Raw genomic sequence first — 20,935 nt, forward strand, 5'->3', positions numbered from 1 at the left:
ATAATATGAAAGTAATTTAAAAATATGCAATTTGTAAATAAAAACTGCCCTTAAGGGCAGTTCTGAATTTGTTTTATTTTACGGTTATTGTGCTGCTTATCATACCCATCCAGCATGTGTAGGTTATTGTTCCTGTTTTTGTGGGTGTAAATTCAATAATGTTTTCACCGGGCACCAGCTTTTGCTGTTTATTGAACTCAGGAATAATAATTTCATTGTTGCAGCCGTTTAAGTTTTCCTTATCAGCAGTTATAGTCCATTTCAAAGGAACATCGGCATATACTGTAATCGGCTGATATTTTCCCGATTCAAGATTTGTTGTTACTGTTTGATAGCCATCTTTTATAACAGCATTTTTAGAACTGTCATCTTGTACAACATTAATTCCAAGTGGGGACAGTATAGTTTCGGCAATGTTGATTCCTGCAAGAGAAAAACCTCGTCTTCCCATTACCACTCCCAATATAATTACTAACATGGCGCTTACCTTCATCATCTGTTTTGTGAATCTGGAACTTATAATGGAACTGAATGCACTGAAGGCGAACATTAGTGGAACAGTACCTATACCGAATATAAGCATTGATAAAGCTCCTGTCAGGAAACTACCGGTTCCAAGGGCATAAAGCTGCATGGCCTGAAGGGGGCCGCAGGGCATGAATCCGTTAAGAAGTCCCACAATAAAAGATCCTTTATGATTTTTTGTGCTGTCGATTTTATCAGTCAATGCTTTTGGAAGGCGAGGAATAATTTTTCTTAAAACAGAATTTATACCAAGCATGTTAATTCCCATAACTATCATAAACATGCCTGCTGCAAGAGAAATTAAAGCTTTACCCTTAAGAGACACACTGAAAACAGAACCAAGGGCACCGGCCAGGCCTCCTAAAAATGTGTAAGATGTCACTCTGCCCGAATTATATAAAAGACTTGGCTTGAGCTTTAAATATATATTTTTGTTTTCACAGCCGCCACAGCCGGCACATTGAGATAGACTGATACCTCCGCACATGGCAATGCAGTGAACTGAAGTGAAAAGTCCAGCAATAAAAAGCATTCCGAAGCCCATGCTGCTGGTAACCTGAGGGAAAAAATTAAACCCTACAGTATTGTTTATAATAACATACAACCCTGCAAGTATAATGCCTATGAAAAGGGTGGTCATATGTGATGACTTTTCTTCACAGGTATCATCAAGGATTACATCATATCCCGCATTTCTTATGGCATCATAAATATCATTTAAATCTATCTTATGGCTAAAATAGGAAATATCTGCAATGGAAGAAGCATAGTCCACATCTGCACTCATTATTCCATCTAGATTTAATGCTTTTTCAATTTTACGTTCACATGCAGCACAAGTGATTCCATCTATTTTTATAATTATTTGTTCAATTGAATTCTGCATTTTTTATTACCGCTTAATTTTTCCAGTTTGCAAATATACCTTCAGCTTCAACAAATACATCCTTAGTGATAATAATAGAAGAGTCTGTTACTTCTTTCCATTCATCAAATATAGGTACCGGGTTGCATCCACCTTTTGCTACTTCAATTTCATCCATATCAAATCTGTTGCCGCAGTTCTGACATACTAAAACATCTCCGTCCTGGACATAGTAGCCCTTTCCTGAAGAATAGCATACCTGGCAAGTGTTAAATGCTGTTCGGATTGTTCCGTCAGACGCCTTAACAGCTAAAACTTCCATGTATGTGTCAAGCTTGTCATATGAATAGAAAGTTGCATCCTCAGTTACATCAGCAATTGGAATTACTATGTCGCCATTTTCATTAATAGCTGAAACCGGAGCGGTCTTTGGCTGTTCGCTTGTATTTCCATCATCGGTCTTAGGGTTTAAAAATGTGAATGCTGCAGCTGCTACCACTATAAGAGCAACTGCTCCAAGTATAAAATTATTATTTTTCTTTGGTTTATTGTAGTTTGAATTTGTTTTCTGATTATTTTTCATAAATATCCTCTCTCAAATTTAGTATGTTTTTTATTATCATACAATGAGCTTGTGAAGAAATTATGGAGAATTAATATTGTATTTGCCTGCAATAATGATGATGAAATTTTTAACTAGCTATAATTTTTATATGTGAAAATTAAATACTGGAGAAATTTATGGTAAAATGTTATTATTATTTCATATTATGTAGTTTTTATGGGAGGAAATTATGAATCATTTGGGGACGGTAAGTCTGGAAACAGAAAGATTAATATTGAGGAAATTTAAACTTTCAGATGCAGAAGCATTATATAACAACTGGGCAAATGACGGCGAGGTTACAAAGTTTTTAACATGGCCCACTCATACCTCTGTTGAAGTATCAGAAATTGTAGTAAATGACTGGGTTAACAGTTATGCTGACAACAAGTTTTATCAATGGGCAATTGTTTTAAAAGAAAATCAAAATGAACCGGTTGGAAGCATCAGTGTTGTACATATGGATGAAGAAATCAATATGGTGCATATAGGGTATTGTATTGGCAGGAAATGGTGGCATCAGGGTATCACATCTGAGGCCTTTGCAGGAATAATCCCATTTTTAATTGAAGAGGTTGGAGCAAAGCGAATAGAATCACGTCATGATCCAAAAAATCCAAATTCAGGCAAGGTTATGCTAAAGTGCGGCTTGACTTATGAAGGTACATTGCGAAATGCAGACAAAAACAACCAAGGTATATGTGATGCAGCAATGTACGGCTTGTTGGCTGATGAATATTACAACAGTATAAAGAAATAAAAATGTTTTCTTGAGTTGTTGAAACAGGTAGGAAATGGTGGTATAATGATTATATCGCCAGCGACATAGGAGTAGAAGATGGAAGTTTTCAAAGAATTTTGGTCAACTTACTACATGAATATATTGTTCGGAGCAGTTTTGCAGGGACTTATATGCTGGTCCATCAGCTCTATGATTGCCAAACTTAAAGGATATTATGAATTTAATATACATTGTTTGGATTTTTCTTTTCATTTATAAGAGTCATAATGGCAGCAAATCTTCCAAAAAAATCTTACCACCAATAAGAAATTTTTTTCAGAGGGAAACAAAGATTTAATTTATTTCTCGCTTTTATTCTAATTATTATTTGTTATTAGCAGCTGTGATAACATTAGCTTAAAATACATAGCTGAATTAAAACTTGTGTTGACTTCATCAATACAAGTTTTGTATTATTTATTATTTTATGATGTGATGGAACATTTCTTTATTAATATCGTCATAGGTAATGTAGAGTTATGCCCTGTGGAGGATACAGGGTCTGAGAAACTTAAATACCACAAAACAGAGCATTTTTTAATTGTGCAAACGTTGACAAAGTTTATATAATTTGTAATAATAAAGTGTAAGACATAAGTAATTCTTATTTTTACAAGCGGGGACGGGGGTATATTGTGAATAATTATGATGTAGCACGTGATGTTTATGCAGAATGGGAAAGTTTTGTTTCTAATGTCAAAAAAAGTTCTGAAGCAAGACCAATTACATTGGAGTCGTGGAAACGATGCAGTGAATTGGATTTGCAGTCTGACAAGCTGAAATATAAATTTCTCTCAGAGGAAGAACTATCAATAAAAATTCGAGAAAATTCCAGACTTATTGAAATATGCAAACCCTACCTGGAGTCTTTGTCTTTAAGTTTGGAAGAAATTCCACACATTGTAAGTTTAGCTGATAAAGAAGGATGGATAATTGATTTAAGAGGCACACCGCAAGAATTAGGCGGTAAAGATGCTGGATTATGTCTGGGATCAAACTGGTCAGAAAGAGTTATTGGAAACAACGGAATAGGAACAGCACTAAGACTAAGGGAACCGGTTCTTGTTCACGGTGTTGAACATTTTGGGATGGTATATGGTTCCTGCTCATGTATAGGAGTTCCTATTATAAGCAACGGTCATGTACATGGTGCCTTGGACATAAGTGTTCCTGTTCAATATGCACATCCTGCCAGGCTGCATATACTTACAGCATGCGCCAGTTCTATTGAGTCAGTGTTAACATACATCAACAACTCAAACAACATGAACTTTTCAGCAATGAACAACTTAATTTCTACTGCTGTGCATGACCTTAAAAACCCTTTGTCAGTAATCAGCGGCCTTGGTCAGCTTGGAAACAAAGCTACAGATGAAGACAAAATCAAAAGCTATTTTGACAGGATAGTCATACAGGCTGATGAAATGAATAAAATGGTAACGGAATTAATAAATGTGTTTAGACCGGAAGAACTTTCAAGCCAGAATGTAAATCCAATTATTGAAGAAGTTATTAACAGTTATAAACCAATTTGTGATTATAAAAATATCAAACTCACATTTAAGTGTGATTGTAATGATTTTGTGAGGGTGAGCCGGAAACTTTTTAAAAGGTCAGTTGAAAATTTAATAAACAATGCAGTTCAATCAATGAATGGTGAGGGAACCATAACAATAGGAACAAAATCCTGCGGTGAAACACTTTTAATAACGGTTAAAGATACTGCAGGAGGTATTCCTGAAGAAATGCGTGATATATTGTTTGAACCGTTCGTATTCAAAAGGTCAGGCGGAACGGGTCTGGGACTTTTTATGGTTTATTACACAATAACAAATACCCACAAAGGAAGAATATGGTTTGAAACAGAACCAGGCAATGGAACAACATTTTCAATTGAACTTCCTCTGGACAGACAATTGAAAATATAATAATTATGTAGTAAAAAAATCATGTATCTTGTGTTAAAGATACATGATTTGATTTTTTGCTTCCTAATAATTAAGAATGTCATAATCATAGCATTATTTCATACATTGTAAAAAGATAATATGAAAGTTGGGGATTTAATGACTTTTTATTCCAGCGTTGTGCAGAATTTTTTGGTTGCATTTGGAATTGTTATTGGTGCAGGTATTTTTTCCGGAATAGGAGCAATAATTACAAACAATCCTCCTTATAAGGCAATGATTGAGGCTGCAGCTTCAATTAAAATATGGGCATTGGCTGCTTCATTGGGAGGAACATTTACATCATTCACTGTAATAGAAAAAGGATTGTTTGACGGAGAAGTTAGAACACTTTTGAAGCAGGCAATTTTTGTGCTCATATCATTGTCCGGAGCAAATATCGGATATGGATTCATTAAAGCTATAAAAATTTGCGGTGACATATGGGGAAAATGAATAAAAAAAGAACAGGATTTATGTTTTGTTTTGCAACAGGTATTGTATGGGGTGCTCTCATAGGGGCTTCGTTTACAACAATGCTGGTAAGCTACAGAATTGATCTCTTCTATGAAAAAATAGCATATCAGGAAAATATAATCGAAGACAGCGTAGAAAAGTTAAAGAAGCTTGAAAAGTCAATAAATAATTCAAATATTGTACTAAAGGATATAAAAATCATAATAGAAACTGATGAAGAGCAAATTAACAGCATCAACAACATAGAAATTGAAAAAGCAATTAAAGAAAAATTCAATTCTTCACTGGGCAAGGAAGTGAAGAATCTGGATGCAGAAATCTTAATGCAGGTTATTGATAAAAGAATTTTAAAGTTTGACGAGGCTGAATATAAAATTGATGTCAAAAAGCTGTCTTTGTCTGATACACTCAAAATATGGGTTGGTATAACGGTTATGGAAATTGAATCTCAGGAATAACTTCACATGTGTAAAATAAAAATACCGAGGTTACTTCCTCAGTATTTTTTCTTTTAAATCATCCAATGCTTCCTTGTAGTGTTTTGATTTTAGTCCAGGGAAGGCATTTAATAGCCTTCTTTCTCCAAAGAATGAAAGATTCAGCATCTCATCACGATTGCTTTTAAGCTGGCGGATGATTGATTTTTTCTCTTCAATTTTCTGAGAAAAAATTTCTTTTCTGTCTTCAATTGTGCCCTCAACTTCAGATAGTCTTTCTTCTATGATGCCGCTAACTGTTAATTTTTGTTCTTCAATTGCAGCCCTAAGTTCTTCGCCCTTTTCAACTATTGAAATACTTTCTTCAGAAATTTTTTCTGCCATATCGTCGGAAATGCTTCTGATTTTAGCAGCCATTTCATTGATTTTACTAAGCTGTCTGTTAAGCTTCATTACTGACTGTACGGTTGCAACTACATCCACTGTCATTATTGTCAGAAAAATGCTAAGCATTATTTTCCCTATTTCAATGTTGATGTAAGATACAAAATTCTGTACCAGCGGATGAATAGCGCTTATTACCAAAAGGCAGGCTGTTCCCCAGGCCAGTGAAAATTTAAGGCATATGTATCCTTTGATGTTGAAGTGGAATTCTGAGTAGTCCCACCACTTGTGATTGAATGTTTTTTCAAGTATCCAGCCTGAGAAAAATTCAATTGCAGAAGTCATAACCACAGAACCGGCATACAACAACAGCAAATTGTTTTTAACGGGAGTAAGGACACTGATCACTGCAAGAACCCCAAAACCATAAATAGGACAAACTGGGCCGTTTAAAAACCCACGGTTTACAAGTTTTCCTGTGCTCACGGCTGCATAAACAACTTCAGTGCACCATCCTATGAAGGCATAAATAATAAAATACCATAAATATAAGTACATTTTGAACCTCCGATTATTAAATAATATTCCTGTATGATTAAAGTTTTCTTTAATTTGTGGGAAAAATGATTTTTGACTTTAAAATTTGTAAGTTCCTGTTGTCTTGACTTGACAGAATTTTATTGTATAATGATTTTACCGGAGGGATTAAATTCCTGAAAAATAATATAAGAAGAGGTACTACATGGCTGAATTTAAATATGAAATAGTTGAGGAAATTGCAGTAATATCTGAATCATCAAGAGGATGGTCAAAAGAGCTCAACCTTATAAGCTGGAATGAAAGAAGCCCCAAGTATGATTTGAGAGAATGGTCACCGGAACATGAAAAAATGGGAAAAGGAATAACACTGTCAGCTGAAGAGCTGAAAATATTGAGGGATGCTCTGAACAAGCTTGAATTATAAACAAAGGTGAAAGCTGTATAATATTATAACTAAGGAAAAAACATGAAGCTAAGAACGCAGATAATACTATTCTTTATTTTGATTCTATTGTTTTCAGTTGGAAGTATAACTATATTTTCCTACTATCAGATGGAAATAATTTTCAATAAGCAGCTGGAAGAAAAGCTTTTTGATATAGCTTACTATGCCGCAGAAGACAACCTGGTCAAGGAGGCTCTGGCCGTCAATGAAATCATTCCGGATTCTGAGCTGAATGACCATATAGAAAAAATACGTGTTAAGACAAATGTGGACTTCATTGTTGTTTTCAACATGAACAGAATCAGGTTTACACATCCCAATGAAAAGAACATAGGACAGCTTTTTAAAGGCGGGGATGAGAAGAGGGTTCTTGAAACAGCAGAGGAATATGCATCCAAGGCTGAAGGAACGCTTGGAATATCAGTAAGAGCCTTTGTTCCGGTTTTTTATGAAGGACGTCAGGTGGGTGCTGTTTGTGTGGGTAGTACGGTAAATGAAAACACCAAGTCTCTTAACAACATCATAAGACAGTTTTATCCTTTTATTTTGATTGGATTTGTTTTTGGTATATATTTGTCTGCTATTCTTGCTTCAAATATTAAAAATGAAATACTAGGACTTGAACCAAAAGAAATAACGCTCATGTTCAAGGAAAAAGATGCAATACTGGAAAATGTAATGGAGGGTATCATTACCCTTGACGAAGCAGGAAATCTCATTCAGTACAACAAGGAAGCTTCACGCATACTTGGACTGACAGAAGAGGACATGGGAAAAAACACCGAGGAAATCATACAGGGTAACAAAGCTTATGAATTGATTAAGTACGGTGAAGGTATGCATGAAACGGAAGTTAAAATAAGGCCGGGGCTTAGCATCTTGTGCAACAGCAGTCTGCTTAAGGACGATAAAAATCAGGTCATAGGAAGTGTTATAAATTTCAAGGATCTGACAGAAGTAAAAAAAATGGCTGAAGAGCTTACAGGCATCAAGAAAATGGCCTGGTCACTCAGAGCCAATAATCATGAGTTCATGAACAAGCTTCACACCATATCAGGTTTAATACAGCTTGAAGAATATGATGAAGCAATAAAATATATATCAAGGACTGCAAAAAGCAGGAACAAAATAACCGACATCATAACCGGAAATATTAAAATTTCTTCCATATCAGCTCTTCTTCTTGCTAAATATTACAAGGCTGAAGAAATGAGGGTTAAGCTTGAAATTGACAAACAGTCAAGCTTAACCAAACTTCCTGAACTTATGACTGAGGAGGACCTGGAAAGTATCATCGGAAATTTGATTGAAAATTCACTGGACGCCGTAAGTGTTGACGGAACAGGTATAATTTCCATGTCACTTTATGAAAAGGAAGGAAAGTTGATTCTTGAATTGAGAGATAATGGTCCGGGCATACCTGAAAATATAAGACACAGGATTTACGAGCAGAGATTTACAACAAAATCAGGCCAGAGAGGTTATGGAATGTACATTGTAAGGAAAATTGTGGAACGTCTGAATGGAGCTATAAACTTGACCGTATCCGGCGGAACATCGTGGTATATTGAAATACCAATGGAAGGCGGTGAGAAAGATGATTAATGTTATGATTATTGAAGATGATCCAATGGTCAGGGATATTAACTCAAAGTTCCTGAAAAAGGTAGATGATTTTAAATTAGTCAAAGCCGCGTCAAATCTCACAGAAGCCATAGAATTCATGAATGTCAACAAAGTGGACCTTTTGTTGCTTGATATTTATCTTCCTAAAGAAAACGGAATTGAATTTTTGAAGAAGCTCAGAAAAGAAGGAGCAGAAGTAGATGTCATTTTAATAACGGCTGATAAAACAAGCATCATGATTCAGGAGGCACTCAGATACGGGGCAGTTGATTATCTCATAAAACCATTCACCCTTGAAAGGTTTAAAGAAGCACTTGAAAAGTATAAACAAATGTACAACAGCTTCAGCAGCTCCAACACTATTGAACAAAAAACACTTGATAAATATATCGCCGGATCTCCTCTTGACAAAAGCAATGATGAAGAGGATTTTGAGAAAGGCATTAACAAGTACACATATAAAATAATCTGGAATGAAGTTGAAAATTCTAATGATAACTACAAGACAGCCGAGGAAATTTCAGCGGCTTCCGGAGTTGCAAGGGTTACTGTAAGAAAATACCTTGATTATATGGAAAAAGAAGATAAAGTTAAAAAAATCATAGAATACGGTAAAGTTGGAAGACCCCAGCACAAGTATAAAATAAAATCAAAATAGTTTAACCCCGTCTTACTGAACGGGGTTTTTGTATGAGGAAATCGTTATTTAAATAACAATGATATTTTTATGAACAAAACTTTTTTTAACTTTCATAATATTTACGTTATTTTCGCGGAATGATATATTGATTGTGAAATTAATTCAGTTATGGGAGGAAAACGATTTGAATTATTTTGAAGAAAGCTTGAAACTTCATGAAAAGCACAAAGGAAAAATAGAAGTTGTATCAAAAATGAAGGTTGAAAGCAGGGAAGATTTAAGCCTTGCTTACACTCCTGGAGTTGCTGAACCTTGCAGGAAAATTCATGAAAATGAAGAAAATGTATACAAGTATACATCTAAAGGAAACATAGTTGCTGTAGTAACTGACGGAACTGCTGTATTGGGACTTGGAGACATAGGACCAAAGGCTGCTCTTCCTGTTATGGAAGGTAAATCAATTCTATTCAAGGAATTTGCTGATGTAGATGCTTTCCCTATATGCTTGGACACAAAAAATGTTGATGAAATAGTAAATGCCGTAAAATTAATTGCACCGGGACTAGGCGGAATTAATCTTGAAGACATTGGCGCACCAAGATGTTTTGAAATTGAAGAGAAATTAAAAAAAATACTTGATATTCCTGTATTTCATGATGACCAACACGGAACTGCCATAGTAGTTCTTGCAGGATTAATAAATGCATTGAAAATTGTAAATAAAAAAATTGAAGATATTAATATTGTAATAAACGGAGCTGGAGCTGCAGGAACAGCAATTTCTAACCTTTTGTTGTCAGCTGGAGCTAAAAATATAATTGTTTGCGACAGAACTGGCGCAATATACAAGGAAAGAGAAAAAATGAACGAAGCAAAACTCATCCTTGCTCAGACTACAAACCTTGGAAACAAAAGTGGAAGTCTTGGTGATGTTCTTGTGGGAGCAGACGTGTTCATAGGAGTTTCTTCTGCTGATTCTGTAAAACCTGAAATGGTTCGTTCAATGAACAAAGATGCAATAATACTCGCAATGGCTAATCCTACACCTGAAATCATGCCTGATCTTGCAAAGGAAGCAGGAGCAAGAATTATAGGTACAGGACGTTCTGATTTTCCAAATCAGATAAACAATGTGCTTGTATTCCCGGGAGTGTTCAGAGGAGCCTTAGATGTCAGAGCAAAAGAAATAAATGAAGAAATGAAACTGGCTGCTGCATATGCTATAGCTGGCTACATTGATGAAAAAGATTTAAATGAAGACAATATAATACCTAGTGCATTGGATAAGGGAGTAGCAAAGGTAGTTGCAAATGCTATAGCTGATGCAGCACGCAAGTCAGGTGTAGCAAGAATATAAAAGTAAAATAAAATAATTTCTGGGAGGAAAATTATGAAAGATTACAAAATTATGGGAATTAGTCTACCAGTTTATTTCACATTGCTGGTTATATTGCTTGTAGCAGTATTTCTGGACATATTGCCTGGGGGCATGATAGGTGCCTTTGCATTTATGATGATTATCGGTTCATTGCTTGACGTAATAGGAAACAACACACCAATTGTAAAAACATTTTTTGGCGGCGGACCAATCGTAATAATTTTCGGTTCAGCAGCAATGGTTTATTACAACCTGATTCCTGCTTCTGTATCAGAAAATGTTACTACATTTATGAAGGGCGGAGGATTTCTTGACTTCTACATTGCAGCACTCATTACAGGTTCTATTTTAGGTATGAGCAAGAAACTTCTTATTAAGGCAGCTGTAAGATACTTCCCAACAATAATTGGTGGAGTTGCTGTATCATTGTTGTTTGTGTCATTGGGAGGCATGCTTTTTGGTCAGGCACCTGGAGAATCAATAGCGTATATAGGCATTCCTATAATGGGCGGCGGCATGGGAGCAGGAGCTGTTCCAATATCAGAAGTTTTTTCACAGGGACTGGGAGTTCCTTCAGAAACAATACTTTCTAAACTTGTGCCTGCTGTGGCTTTGGGAAATGCAATGGCTATAGTGTTCGGAGGACTTCTTGACAGACTTGGCAAAAAATATCCTTCATTAAGCGGAAACGGTAAACTCATGGAAATCGGCGAAGATGATCTTAAGGAAAAAGAAGATACTGAAGTTTTGAAGCTTTCTGACTACGGTATTGGTATTGCAATTGCAACTATATTTTTCGTAGTTGGGGAAATTGTGGCATACTTCTTTGATACTTATGCAGGCCTTGACATACATCCATATGCATGGATGATTATATCTGTTGCATTGGCAAAAGCATTCAATGTTCTTCCACAACAGTTTGAAAGAGCATGTGCAGGATGGTATAAATTTGTTGCTACAAACTGGACATCAGCACTTCTCATGGGAATAGGCATAGCATACACAAATCTTGGTCAGGTTATATCAGCATTCTCACCAATATACCTGGTTCTTGTATTCCTGGTAGTGCTTGGAGCAGTTGTTGGAACAGCTCTTGTAGGAAAACTTGTTGGTTTCTATCCTATTGAAGCAGCCATCACAGCTGGTCTTTGTATGGCTAACATGGGAGGAACAGGAGACGTTGCAGTTTTAACAGCAGCTCACAGAATGGAACTCATGCCATTTGCACAGATTTCTTCAAGGCTTGGGGGAGCATTTATAATACTGCTGGCAACATTTATAGTACCAATATTATTCGGATAAAATTTATTTATAAAAATAATAAGCTCACCCTCAGGGTGGGCTTTATTGCATAGTTCTATATCATGTATAAGTTTAGGAAGGGTGGCAAAAATGGAGATAAAAAAGAAGGCAACTGCCGGAACCTTGGAATCAAGCGATATATTTGTTCAGGTTGAGCCTAATGACAATGGAATAGAAATTAATCTTACATCAATTGTTTACAACCAGTTTGGCGAAGACATAGAAAGAACAGTGAGAGAAGTTCTTTCTGAATTTGATGTTAAGAGCGTAAAAATTCAGCTGAAAGACAGGGGCGCTGTTGAATGTGCCATTCGTGCAAGGATTGAAACAGCCCTGAGAAGAGCAGAAGGGATGGAATAATAATGAGAAGAAGCATGTTGTTTATGCCTGGCAACAATTCAGGCATGCTGTTAAATGCTGATGCCCTTGGTGCAGACAGCGTAATATTGGACCTTGAAGATGCGGTTTCCCCTCAAGAAAAGGATTCTGCCCGTATACTTGTGAGAAATGCGCTTAAATATCTTGGATACAAAGGCTGTGAAGTCATAATAAGAATAAATTCCATAGACACGGATTTCTGGAAGAAGGATCTTGACGAAATACTGCCTATGAAGCCGGACATGATTATGCCACCAAAGGTATGCAGCGGAATGGATATAAAAGTAATAGAAAACTATATGGGCGAAGTTGAAAGAAAATACGGCATTGAAAAGAAAACTTCCCTCATACCTCTTATTGAAACTGCACTGGGCGTTGAAAATGCATTTGAAATTGCTTCCTCCAGCAAAAGAATAAAAGCAATATTTTTAGGAGGAGAAGATCTCACTGCAGACCTTCGCTGCAAACGAACAAAACAAGGCGACGAAATATTTTACAGCCGAGGAAGAATGGTTATGGCAGCAAGAGCGGCAGGCATTGACGCCTACGACACTCCTTTCACTGATGTTGAAGACGAGGAAGGATTAAGAACAGATGCAGAGTTTGCCAAGAGTCTTGGTTTTACCGGCAAGGCTTGTATATCACCAAGACATGTGCAAGCAGTCAATGAAGTGTTCAGCCCTACGTTGGAGGAAATTGAGTATGCTAAGGAAGTTATGGATATAATTCAGGTTGCTAAGGAGCAGGGAAAAGGTGCAATTTCTTTAAGAGGAAAAATGATAGACGCTCCTATAGTTGAAAGAGCCAGACAGACTCTGGAAGCGGCTAAAGCTTTAGGAGGTGCATTTTAATGAATAAAGTGGTAAAATCTATAAAAGAAGCAATAACTCTATGCGGTCTTAAGGATGGAATGAGGATATCCTTCCACCACCACTTAAGAAACGGAGACCATGTAATAAATATGGTCATGGAAGAAATTGCAAACATGGGATACAAAGACCTGACAGTAAATGCAAGTTCTGTGTTCGACATCCATGCGCCGCTTGTAAATCACATCAAAAATAATGTTGTTACCGGACTAGAAGTGAACTACATGGGAGCTGCAGTTGGAAGAGAAATATCATCAGGCATAATGCAAAAGCCTGTTGATTTTAGAAGCCACGGAGGACGACCAAGCGACATAGAAAACGGCAACACTCCCATTGACATTGCATTCATAGCTGCTCCATCATCCGATAACATGGGAAACTGTTCAGGAAAGTACGGAAAATCTGCATGCGGTTCCCTGGGATATGCCTTTGTAGATGCCATGAATGCAAAAAAAGTTGTTGTAATAACTGACAACCTTGTGGAATATCCACTGTTCGACTTTTCAATTTCAGAAACATATGTGGATTATGTTGTTTGTGTGGACAAAATAGGCGACCCCACAGGAATTGTTTCCGGAACAACAAAAATCACAAGAGATCCTGTGGGACTAATGATGGCTTCCTATGCTACAAAAGTAATCCAAAGTTCTGGACTTCTCAAGGACGGATTTTCTTTTCAGACGGGGGCAGGAGGAGCATCTCTTGCTGTTGCCAAGTATCTGAAGGACATAATGCTTAAGGAAAATATAAAGGGAAGCTTTGGTATGGGCGGCATTACAAGCTATCTTGTTGACATGCTTGAGGCAGGATGCTTTGAAGCATTGATGGATGTGCAGTGCTTTGACTTAAGGGCTGTGCAGTCCATAAGAGACAACCCAAGACACAGGGAAGTAACTGCATCCCACTATGCAAGCCCTACTACAAAAAGCGCCATAGTTGACAATCTGGATGTAGTAATACTGGGAGCCACACAAATAGATACTGATTTCAATGTCAATGTTCACACTGATTCAAACGGATTCATAATGGGCGGTTCCGGAGGACACAGCGATACTGCTGCAGGAGCAAAACTTACCATGATTGTTGCTCCACTTACAAGAGCAAGGCTTTCAATAGTTGTTGACAAAGTTCTATGCGTTTCAACTCCGGGGAATACTGTGGATGTTTTAGTAACACAAAGAGGAATTGCCGTAAATCCTAAAAGAATCGATCTTAAAGAAAATCTATTAGCTTCAGGGCTTCCTGTTATTGACATTCATGAACTTAAAAGAATAGCTGAAGAGATTACCGGAGTTCCAAAAGAAGTAAAACTTGGCAGCAAGACAGTTGCCAATGTAATATACCGTGACGGCACAGTTATTGACACAATAAAAAATACTTTATAAAGGTGAAAACATGGGCTATGAAACATTTTACGAAGAATTCGGATTTCCTCTGAAGGGAAGCAAGCTTGAGAAGCTTAAAAACTTTCTGATAAGAGAAAATCTGTCTTATGATGAGGGAATTGAATTTACTGTTAACTTATGTTTAAGTGACGGAAAAATTGCAGCAACAGGCTCGCTTCAGGGCAATGTCCTGAAATGCATTGCAGTTGCAGACGAACACCAGGGTGAGGGTCTTGCAGCTAAAATTGTTACTCTATTGACATCTAAAGGCTTCGAAAATGGTTACAGCCACATGTTTTTATTCACGAAGACTGAAAACATAAATATATTCAGTGATTTGGGATTTTACCTAATAGCTGAAACAAAGGATGCTGCATTGATGGAAAATATAAAAGGCGGCATCCGAGACTTTGTGAATTCCATTAAAGGTGAACACAACTCAGACAATGCAGGTGCCATTGTATTAAACTGCAATCCTTTCACCAATGGACATTTGTACCTGGTTGAAACGGCAGCAAAAATGTGCAGCGTTTTGCATTTGTTTGTGGTTTCTGAAGACAAAAGCATATTTCCTGCCAAGGACAGGTACGAACTTGTTAAAAGAGGAGTGGAACATTTAAACAATGTTGTGGTTCATCCCACATCTGATTACCTGATTTCATCTGCAACATTTCCCACCTACTTCATCAAGGATACGTACAAGGCAGGGGATATTAACTGCATGCTGGACCTCACAATATTTTGCGAGCACTTTGCAAAACCATTGAACATTACAAGACGTTTTGTAGGAACTGAGCCATTTGATGTTGTCACAGCTTCCTACAACATAATGATGAAAAAATTTCTTGGTGAAAGAGGAGTTGAGATATTTGAAATACCAAGATTTGAGGAAGGCAATGTACCTGTCAGCGCTTCACTTGTAAGAAAATTAATGGCTGAAGGAAATTTAGACGAAATAAAAAAAATCGTGCCTGAAACAACTTTTGAATATATAATTTCCGGCAGAGGAATGAAAATAGCTGAAAAATTAAGGAACAGCAGGGGGTAATGTAGGGGAGGACTACTGTCCTCCCGAAAATTAAATCATCAAATAAAAATACGGGCGGAAACAAGATCCGCCCCTACAATTTTTTGGAAAATGCTGTTGTTAATAGTCTGGCATTATATAATTATACTGTTGCTTCATTTTCCTCAGCTTTACCGGGGATGCCAGTTTGCTGAGTAGCTCCGCTTGTTCCGTCAGTTTGTTGTGTCGCTTCGCTTGTTCCTTCAGGCATCTGCCTGTCACCCTTAAAACCAGCCGGTCTTTCACCTTCCGGCATTTCCGGTACTTCACCGTTTTGCATTCCAGGTTTCATTCCACGTCCGCCGCCTTGTCCGGGCTGTCCAAAACCTCCCACTGTAACCTCTTCTCCTGTCTCAGAAATGGTCAGGATGTTTTTTGTAAGTGTAAAATCAGCTGTCTTTGTATCCTGAGAGTACAGCTGGTATGCTGTGTCCAGATTTAAATCAGATGAACTTACAAGTACAGACTGGAATGTTTTTTCAGGTGTAAAATCAACAATTGTGTTTCCGTTTCCATCAAGAATTTTAACAGTAGTTCCTGCCTGCTGAATTTGAGAATAGCTGATGAGCAGTGAATTTTGTGTTGAACTGTCTGTAGGTGTCTGAACCATTCCTGAACTTCCTGCTGCAATAAGCATTCCTCCGTTCATTTCAAAAGTCTGGTCGTAGTCAAGTGAGCCGTTTCCGTTGTTTGTAGGGCCGTTTACCACAACTTTTCCTCCATCCATGTATATGGAGCCATTAGCATCAAGACCATCACCTGAAGCGTTTACAACAATGTTTCCACCTGTAATTGTAAGCTTGTTTTCACTGGTTTCTGAGAAGCTGTTTTGACCTGGTCTTCCGTTTACAGATGAGCTATCCATGCCTCCTGCAACGTTAATTCCGTCATCTGAAGAGACAAGTGTTATATTTCCGCCTGTAATGTTAATCAGTGCACTTTCAATGCCTTCATAGCTTTTTTGTATGTTTATTGTTCCTCCGCTTATGTCTATGGTGGAATCAGCGTGAATACCGTCATCTTCTGATGTTATTTCAAAAGTTCCTCCGTAGATGCTTATGGTGCTGTTGGAATGTATTGAATCTCCTGTTGAAGCTATCTGGTATGTTCCGTCAAATACTGAAAGATTTTTTTCTGCCTGTATGCCGTCAGAGCCTGCAGTTATATTGAAATTTCCGCTTTCAAGAACCACATTTCCTTTGTCAGCGTCAGTGTCGTTTGTTGCTTTAATACCGTCACCTGCTGCAGTAATTGTTAAATCAGCCTCCTTTACTGCAACCAGATCTTTTCCCATGAGACCGTCATCCACAGAATTAATTACTATTGTTCCTCTTGTTATCTTCAGCTGATCTTTTCCGTTTATCCCGTTGTTGTAATTTGAATTCACGGTGAGTTTTCCAGCTCCGTTTATGGTGAGGTCGTCCTTGCTGTAAATAGCAGCATTTGGTTCGTCAGTACCATCTGCCAGCACATAGGAGCTGCCGTCCGTTACAGAGTTTTCTGTGTTTTCTTCAAGAGAAATAATTGTTTTTTCTGAACTTACCACATAAATAGGAGCATTGTCGGAGCAGCTTATTTGCGCTTCGTTTAAAACTATTCTTACGGTATCTTCTTTGGAAGCATCTACAATAATCTGTCCGTCGGAAAGACTGCCGCTTACTACGTATGTTCCCGGCGAAGTTATTGTTATGGTTCCTTCTTTAATTGATGCTCCTGTTCCCTCAAGCTCTGCAGAGCTTCCATTTAATTTGATGTAGTTTGGACTTTGTCCTTCCCAATCTGTGTAATAATCGTCATCCTGGTATTCAACCAGGTTTTGGGACAGGGTCTTGATATTTAAGTTAACTTCTGTATTTTCACTTCCAGTTTCATTGGCTGCTGATTGTGTTCCTGAATTTGTGCTGCATGACATGAGAAGTGCTGAGCTCATTAGCAGTGCAGTCATTTTGTAAAATATTTTGTTTTTCATTTTAGTCTCCTTATAGTTCTTCATTTTGAGCATGCTTTCTGCTGCATATAATTGTTAAGTTGCCGTTTCTGCATCTGATATCATCAAGTAATGCTTTTTCTTCTTCGAGGTTTTTAAGAACGATGTCGTAGTGAAGCTCAAACATGCTTCCTAAATTTGTAGTTTTAACTTTTAATAAATCTGATGACTTAAGATATTTTACAAATAAGTCATCGAACACATTTGTGTAATCCAGGTTTTCAGGTATTGTTATTTTAAGTGATCTTTCAGAAGCAGCGCTGTCACCGAAGCCGCTTTTGTACAATGCCATAAACACAAGGCATATTGCAGCTGTTGCAGCTGCTGCAAATGTTATGAATCCCATACCTGTTGCTATTCCTACAGCCATGGCGAAAAATATGAAACTTATTTCCTTTGAGCTTCCAGGAACAGATCTGAATCTTACCAGACTGAATGCTCCCATGACTGCAACCCCTGTTCCCAGGTTTCCGTTGACCATCATAATGACAAGCTGTACCAGCAATGGCATGAGTACCAACGTCACCACGAAATTTTTCGTATATTTTTTGCTGGACATGTATGTTAGAGCTATTGCTATGCCCAGAGCCAATGAAGACACCATACATAAAATGGCATTTGTAACAGATAATGCTTCTGTCGTAGTTGTTAAGATGCTTGTAAACATTTTATATTCCTCCAATTTGTTGATGAATTTAGTTTGTTTTTTAATTCCTGTTCAGTCAGCTCTTCATGGATTGACTGTTCAAAAAGTCTTTCATTTATTAAACCCTGTTTGTATACTGATCCGTACTTGGAGAAGGAATCAGGATATATTTCAAGTTCTGACAATATTCGTGCAAGCCACAGTGGAAGAGAGGCGGATGTTTTTATTTCCATGAGATAGCCGCTGAAATTATTTATGGCCATGCCGAAGTCTCCCTTTCTTAAATCAAGATTATGTGTCCTGCTCCTTATGTCTGTGTCAAAAGTTATTCTTAAACTTTCATCTTCCTTTCCAAACAATGCAACTCTGTCATATGCTATAAATACTTTTTCCTTGGGTTGTAAAGTTTAATGAAATAGTCTATTTCTCTAAGTATCTGGCTGTCTTTTTTTGGCTTTATGTTTCGTTCCAGATAATCCTCAGCTTCATTTAAGCTAAGTGATATTCTTCTTTTGAATACTGTGCGGTCGTATTTCTTTTTTATTTCAAGAAACACCATGCTGTCTTCTCCCGGAACACCGTAGCTCCTGAGCCTGAACTTTTCCTTGTAAGAGGGTTTTTCTATGGAATTTCTTATTAAGTCAAATGTTTCAGTGTCGTAATAAATATTGCATATTGTGTGAAGACCAAATTTATCTATGGACATGTAAGGCTCAATTTTTTGAAATAATAAGTTGAATTTTTCTTCTGAAAGAAGATATTTTTTTTCAATTCGTTCAAATACATTGTTGTTTTTATCACCCATAATTGTTTCCTCCGTTTCTTTCTTTCATAATAAAGCCTCTTTGTGTTCATATAGTGAAGTTTTAATGATGCTTAAGTGAAGTTTTGTATTGTAGCATTAATAGTTAAAAAAATATCACGTGTGTAACTACTAATCGTTAAAATGTAAAATAAATATCACAAATTATAGCAAAATATTAGTTGAATTTATGAAATGTATGTACTATAATTAAGGCAAACGTTTCTTAAAACGTTATGAAATTATACTATATAGGAGGGTAAAAATGGAAGGAATTGCTCAATTAGTAACAACTATTGATGGATGGCTGTGGGGTTGGCCTCTGGTAATCTTATTGTTCGGAACTCATCTTTATTTAACATTCCGCCTCAAGTTCATTCAAAAGCACATTGGTAAGGCTATTAAACTTTCTGTAACAAAAGATGAATTGGCAACAGGCGACGTAAGCCAGTTCAGCGCACTTGCAACTGCATTGGCTGCTACAATCGGAACAGGAAACATAGTCGGCGTTGCTACTGCCATAGCATTAGGCGGACCTGGTGCTGTTTTCTGGACATGGATGACAGGTGTGTTCGGCATTTCCACAAAGTATGCAGAATCACTGCTTTCAGTTAAGTACAGAGTTAAAACAGCTGATGGAACAATGGCCGGCGGACCTATGTACGTTCTGGAATACGGAATGAAAAACAAACCGCTTGCATATATGTTTGCATTGTTTGGAAGCGTTGCAGCATTTGGTATTGGTAACACTGTGCAGGCAAACTCAATTTCTAACATGATGGCAAATCAGTTTCAAGTTCCTACTTGGATAACAGGTATAGCACTGGCAGTACTTACAGGTGTAGTTATTATAGGCGGTGTTAAGAGAATAGCAAGCGTTTGCGACAAGCTTGTACCTTTCATGGCTATATTCTATGTAATTGGCTGCGTTATTATCCTTGCTATGACATTTAAAACAATACCTGCAACAATAGGATTGATCGTGTCAAGCGCATTCACAGGCCAGGCAGCTGTGGGCGGATTTGCAGGTTCAACAATAATGATGACAGCAAGATACGGGGTAGCCAGAGGTTTGTTCTCCAATGAATCTGGTTTAGGTAGTGCTCCTATAGTTGCTGCTGCAGCACAGACAAGAAATCCTGTTAGACAGGCTCTTGTTGCATCAACAGGAACATTCTGGGATACAGTAATTGTATGTATGATAACAGGTATAACAATTGTTAATACAGGTGTTTGGAACTCTGGTCTTAACGGCGGAGATTTAACAAACGCTGCTTTCGGAAACATTCCTGTTATCGGACCTATAGTTCTGACAATTGGTCTTATGACATTCGTATTCTCAACAATACTTGGATGGTCATATTACGGAGAAAAATGCGTGGAATATCTGTTCCATTCAAAGAAAGCCATACTTCCTTACAGAGTTCTTTATACAATTGCTGTATATTTCGGTGCTGTTATGTCATTGGCATTTGTATGGGATTTGGCAGACTTGTTCAACGGTTTGATGGCTATACCAAACTTGATTTCACTGATTGCTTTGTCAAGTGTTATCGTAAGCGAAACAAAGGAATACTTATGGGACAACAATCTTGAAAAAATAAATGATGAAGTATTGGTTGAGCTTGATGAAAAAATGATGGCTAAATCAAAGTAAATGTAGAAATATAAATAAAAAAACTAGTGTCTGGGTTTATGACAGTGAAATTGTCAAAAATCTAAGCCGCTAGTTTTTTGTTTTGATAGTATTATAATATTCACAGTGTAAAAGTGATTCATGAATTCATATAATAAATATCATATATTATATTCCATTTATTAAATTGAATATGAAAATAGTTTCTTTTGATTA

The 20,935-nt window shown here is 37.1% G+C and carries 22 protein-coding genes; 15 read left to right on the forward strand and 7 right to left on the reverse strand.

Translation table 11 applies throughout. The features are described 5' to 3' along the window. Positions 1-73: 73 nt before the first annotated feature. Both BN358_RS05840 and BN358_RS05845 read right to left on the reverse strand, forming a co-directional pair. Positions 74-1,411, reverse strand: coding sequence for a sulfite exporter TauE/SafE family protein (locus BN358_RS05840; protein ID WP_019228276.1), 1,338 nt, complete (start codon positions 1,409-1,411; stop codon positions 74-76). A gap of 13 nt (positions 1,412-1,424) precedes the next feature. Next, entirely contained in the window at positions 1,425-1,973 is a 549-nt protein-coding gene (locus tag BN358_RS05845; RefSeq protein ID WP_019228277.1) for a DUF2318 domain-containing protein, read from the reverse strand. 211 nt (positions 1,974-2,184) lie between these two features. On the opposite strand from BN358_RS05845, the gene BN358_RS05850 reads away from it, so the two are divergent. From BN358_RS05850 to BN358_RS05865, 5 genes are all read left to right on the forward strand, one after another. Further along, a complete protein-coding gene (locus BN358_RS05850) occupies positions 2,185-2,754 on the forward strand; it encodes a GNAT family N-acetyltransferase (protein WP_019228278.1) in 570 nt (189 codons plus the stop codon). 78 nt (positions 2,755-2,832) lie between these two features. Continuing rightward, positions 2,833-2,994 carry a hypothetical protein gene (locus BN358_RS25280; protein WP_019228279.1) on the forward strand — a complete coding sequence of 54 codons (162 nt, stop codon included), beginning with the start codon at positions 2,833-2,835 and terminating at the stop codon, positions 2,992-2,994. A 416-nt stretch (positions 2,995-3,410) separates the two neighbouring features. Continuing rightward, the gene (locus BN358_RS05855; RefSeq protein ID WP_019228280.1) at positions 3,411-4,703 is read left to right on the forward strand and encodes an ATP-binding protein; all 1,293 of its coding nucleotides are present in this window, start codon (positions 3,411-3,413) and stop codon (positions 4,701-4,703) included. Between the two features lie 138 nt (positions 4,704-4,841). Next, complete coding sequence (locus BN358_RS05860) at positions 4,842-5,177, forward strand: YtrH family sporulation protein (RefSeq protein ID WP_019228281.1); 336 nt, start codon at positions 4,842-4,844, stop codon at positions 5,175-5,177. Further along, positions 5,174-5,656 (forward strand): hypothetical protein, encoded by a 483-nt coding sequence (locus tag BN358_RS05865; protein ID WP_019228282.1) that lies wholly within the window; start codon positions 5,174-5,176, stop codon positions 5,654-5,656. The genes BN358_RS05860 and BN358_RS05865 overlap by 4 nt, the downstream gene beginning before the upstream one ends. 30 nt (positions 5,657-5,686) lie before the next feature. Here BN358_RS05865 and BN358_RS05870 read toward each other — a convergent pair whose 3' ends face one another. After that, positions 5,687-6,577 carry a putative ABC transporter permease gene (locus tag BN358_RS05870; RefSeq protein ID WP_019228283.1) on the reverse strand — a complete coding sequence of 297 codons (891 nt, stop codon included), beginning with the start codon at positions 6,575-6,577 and terminating at the stop codon, positions 5,687-5,689. A gap of 184 nt (positions 6,578-6,761) precedes the next feature. On the opposite strand from BN358_RS05870, the gene BN358_RS05875 reads away from it, so the two are divergent. The 9 genes from BN358_RS05875 (at position 6,762) to citC (ending at position 15,630) form a co-directional block, all read left to right on the forward strand. Next, complete coding sequence (locus BN358_RS05875; RefSeq protein ID WP_019228284.1) at positions 6,762-6,983, forward strand: YdbC family protein; 222 nt, start codon at positions 6,762-6,764, stop codon at positions 6,981-6,983. Positions 6,984-7,025: 42 nt separating this feature from the next. After that, positions 7,026-8,609, forward strand: coding sequence for a sensor histidine kinase (locus BN358_RS05880; protein ID WP_040582088.1), 1,584 nt, complete (start codon positions 7,026-7,028; stop codon positions 8,607-8,609). Next, a complete protein-coding gene (locus BN358_RS05885; protein ID WP_019228286.1) occupies positions 8,602-9,288 on the forward strand; it encodes a response regulator in 687 nt (228 codons plus the stop codon). Before BN358_RS05880 ends, BN358_RS05885 begins: the two co-directional genes overlap by 8 nt. Positions 9,289-9,454: 166 nt before the next feature. Then, positions 9,455-10,627, forward strand: coding sequence for an NADP-dependent malic enzyme (locus BN358_RS05890; RefSeq protein WP_019228287.1), 1,173 nt, complete (start codon positions 9,455-9,457; stop codon positions 10,625-10,627). A 33-nt stretch (positions 10,628-10,660) separates the two neighbouring features. Then, positions 10,661-11,950, forward strand: a complete 1,290-nt coding sequence (locus BN358_RS05895; protein ID WP_019228288.1) for a 2-hydroxycarboxylate transporter family protein — start codon at positions 10,661-10,663, stop codon at positions 11,948-11,950. Positions 11,951-12,040: 90 nt separating this feature from the next. Further along, positions 12,041-12,310 carry a citrate lyase acyl carrier protein gene (gene citD, locus BN358_RS05900; RefSeq protein WP_019228289.1) on the forward strand — a complete coding sequence of 90 codons (270 nt, stop codon included), beginning with the start codon at positions 12,041-12,043 and terminating at the stop codon, positions 12,308-12,310. Between the two features lie 2 nt (positions 12,311-12,312). Then, positions 12,313-13,179, forward strand: coding sequence for a CoA ester lyase (locus BN358_RS05905; RefSeq protein WP_019228290.1), 867 nt, complete (start codon positions 12,313-12,315; stop codon positions 13,177-13,179). Continuing rightward, positions 13,179-14,582 (forward strand): citrate lyase subunit alpha, encoded by a 1,404-nt coding sequence (citF, locus tag BN358_RS05910; RefSeq protein WP_019228291.1) that lies wholly within the window; start codon positions 13,179-13,181, stop codon positions 14,580-14,582. The genes BN358_RS05905 and citF overlap by 1 nt, the downstream gene beginning before the upstream one ends. 10 nt (positions 14,583-14,592) lie before the next feature. After that, positions 14,593-15,630 (forward strand): [citrate (pro-3S)-lyase] ligase, encoded by a 1,038-nt coding sequence (citC, locus tag BN358_RS05915; protein WP_019228292.1) that lies wholly within the window; start codon positions 14,593-14,595, stop codon positions 15,628-15,630. A 121-nt stretch (positions 15,631-15,751) separates the two neighbouring features. On the opposite strand, the gene BN358_RS05920 is transcribed toward citC, so the two are convergent. Genes BN358_RS05920 through BN358_RS28465 form a run of 4 tightly spaced genes read right to left on the reverse strand, consistent with a single transcriptional unit; the run spans position 15,752 to position 19,086 of the window. Continuing rightward, entirely contained in the window at positions 15,752-17,617 is a 1,866-nt protein-coding gene (locus tag BN358_RS05920; RefSeq protein WP_019228293.1) for a carbohydrate-binding domain-containing protein, read from the reverse strand. A 10-nt stretch (positions 17,618-17,627) separates the two neighbouring features. Continuing rightward, positions 17,628-18,302 carry a DUF4956 domain-containing protein gene (locus BN358_RS05925; protein WP_019228294.1) on the reverse strand — a complete coding sequence of 225 codons (675 nt, stop codon included), beginning with the start codon at positions 18,300-18,302 and terminating at the stop codon, positions 17,628-17,630. Continuing rightward, entirely contained in the window at positions 18,284-18,640 is a 357-nt protein-coding gene (locus BN358_RS28460; RefSeq protein ID WP_306461324.1) for a VTC domain-containing protein, read from the reverse strand. The genes BN358_RS05925 and BN358_RS28460 overlap by 19 nt, the downstream gene beginning before the upstream one ends. A 17-nt stretch (positions 18,641-18,657) precedes the next feature. Further along, complete coding sequence (locus BN358_RS28465) at positions 18,658-19,086, reverse strand: VTC domain-containing protein (RefSeq protein WP_306461325.1); 429 nt, start codon at positions 19,084-19,086, stop codon at positions 18,658-18,660. Positions 19,087-19,348: 262 nt separating this feature from the next. Between BN358_RS28465 and BN358_RS05935 the strand changes: the two genes are divergently transcribed. Beyond that, the gene (locus tag BN358_RS05935) at positions 19,349-20,740 is read left to right on the forward strand and encodes a sodium:alanine symporter family protein (RefSeq protein ID WP_019228295.1); all 1,392 of its coding nucleotides are present in this window, start codon (positions 19,349-19,351) and stop codon (positions 20,738-20,740) included. The last annotated feature ends 195 nt before the right edge of the window (positions 20,741-20,935 follow it).

The organism is Sedimentibacter sp. B4, from assembly GCF_000309315.1.
In the GTDB taxonomy this organism is placed as follows: Bacteria; Bacillota; Clostridia; order Tissierellales; family Sedimentibacteraceae; genus Sedimentibacter; species Sedimentibacter saalensis.

Excerpts from the sequence above, each read along its gene's own strand:
- citD (WP_019228289.1), top strand. The coding sequence starts at position 12,041 with ATGGAGATAAAAAAGAAGGCAACTGCCGGAACCTTGGAATCAAGCGAT.
- BN358_RS05840 (WP_019228276.1), bottom strand. The coding sequence starts at position 1,411 with ATGCAGAATTCAATTGAACAAATAATTATAAAAATAGATGGAATCACT.
- BN358_RS28465 (WP_306461325.1), bottom strand. The coding sequence starts at position 19,086 with ATGGGTGATAAAAACAACAATGTATTTGAACGAATTGAAAAAAAATAT.
- citF (WP_019228291.1), top strand. The coding sequence starts at position 13,179 with ATGAATAAAGTGGTAAAATCTATAAAAGAAGCAATAACTCTATGCGGT.
- BN358_RS05935 (WP_019228295.1), top strand. The coding sequence starts at position 19,349 with ATGGAAGGAATTGCTCAATTAGTAACAACTATTGATGGATGGCTGTGG.
- BN358_RS05895 (WP_019228288.1), top strand. The coding sequence starts at position 10,661 with ATGAAAGATTACAAAATTATGGGAATTAGTCTACCAGTTTATTTCACA.
- BN358_RS05905 (WP_019228290.1), top strand. The coding sequence starts at position 12,313 with ATGAGAAGAAGCATGTTGTTTATGCCTGGCAACAATTCAGGCATGCTG.
- BN358_RS05920 (WP_019228293.1), bottom strand. The coding sequence starts at position 17,617 with ATGAAAAACAAAATATTTTACAAAATGACTGCACTGCTAATGAGCTCA.
- BN358_RS05925 (WP_019228294.1), bottom strand. The coding sequence starts at position 18,302 with ATGTTTACAAGCATCTTAACAACTACGACAGAAGCATTATCTGTTACA.
- BN358_RS05885 (WP_019228286.1), top strand. The coding sequence starts at position 8,602 with ATGATTAATGTTATGATTATTGAAGATGATCCAATGGTCAGGGATATT.
- BN358_RS05865 (WP_019228282.1), top strand. The coding sequence starts at position 5,174 with ATGAATAAAAAAAGAACAGGATTTATGTTTTGTTTTGCAACAGGTATT.
- BN358_RS05880 (WP_040582088.1), top strand. The coding sequence starts at position 7,026 with ATGAAGCTAAGAACGCAGATAATACTATTCTTTATTTTGATTCTATTG.
- BN358_RS25280 (WP_019228279.1), top strand. The coding sequence starts at position 2,833 with ATGGAAGTTTTCAAAGAATTTTGGTCAACTTACTACATGAATATATTG.
- BN358_RS05870 (WP_019228283.1), bottom strand. The coding sequence starts at position 6,577 with ATGTACTTATATTTATGGTATTTTATTATTTATGCCTTCATAGGATGG.
- BN358_RS05860 (WP_019228281.1), top strand. The coding sequence starts at position 4,842 with ATGACTTTTTATTCCAGCGTTGTGCAGAATTTTTTGGTTGCATTTGGA.
- BN358_RS05875 (WP_019228284.1), top strand. The coding sequence starts at position 6,762 with ATGGCTGAATTTAAATATGAAATAGTTGAGGAAATTGCAGTAATATCT.
- BN358_RS05845 (WP_019228277.1), bottom strand. The coding sequence starts at position 1,973 with ATGAAAAATAATCAGAAAACAAATTCAAACTACAATAAACCAAAGAAA.
- BN358_RS05850 (WP_019228278.1), top strand. The coding sequence starts at position 2,185 with ATGAATCATTTGGGGACGGTAAGTCTGGAAACAGAAAGATTAATATTG.
- citC (WP_019228292.1), top strand. The coding sequence starts at position 14,593 with ATGGGCTATGAAACATTTTACGAAGAATTCGGATTTCCTCTGAAGGGA.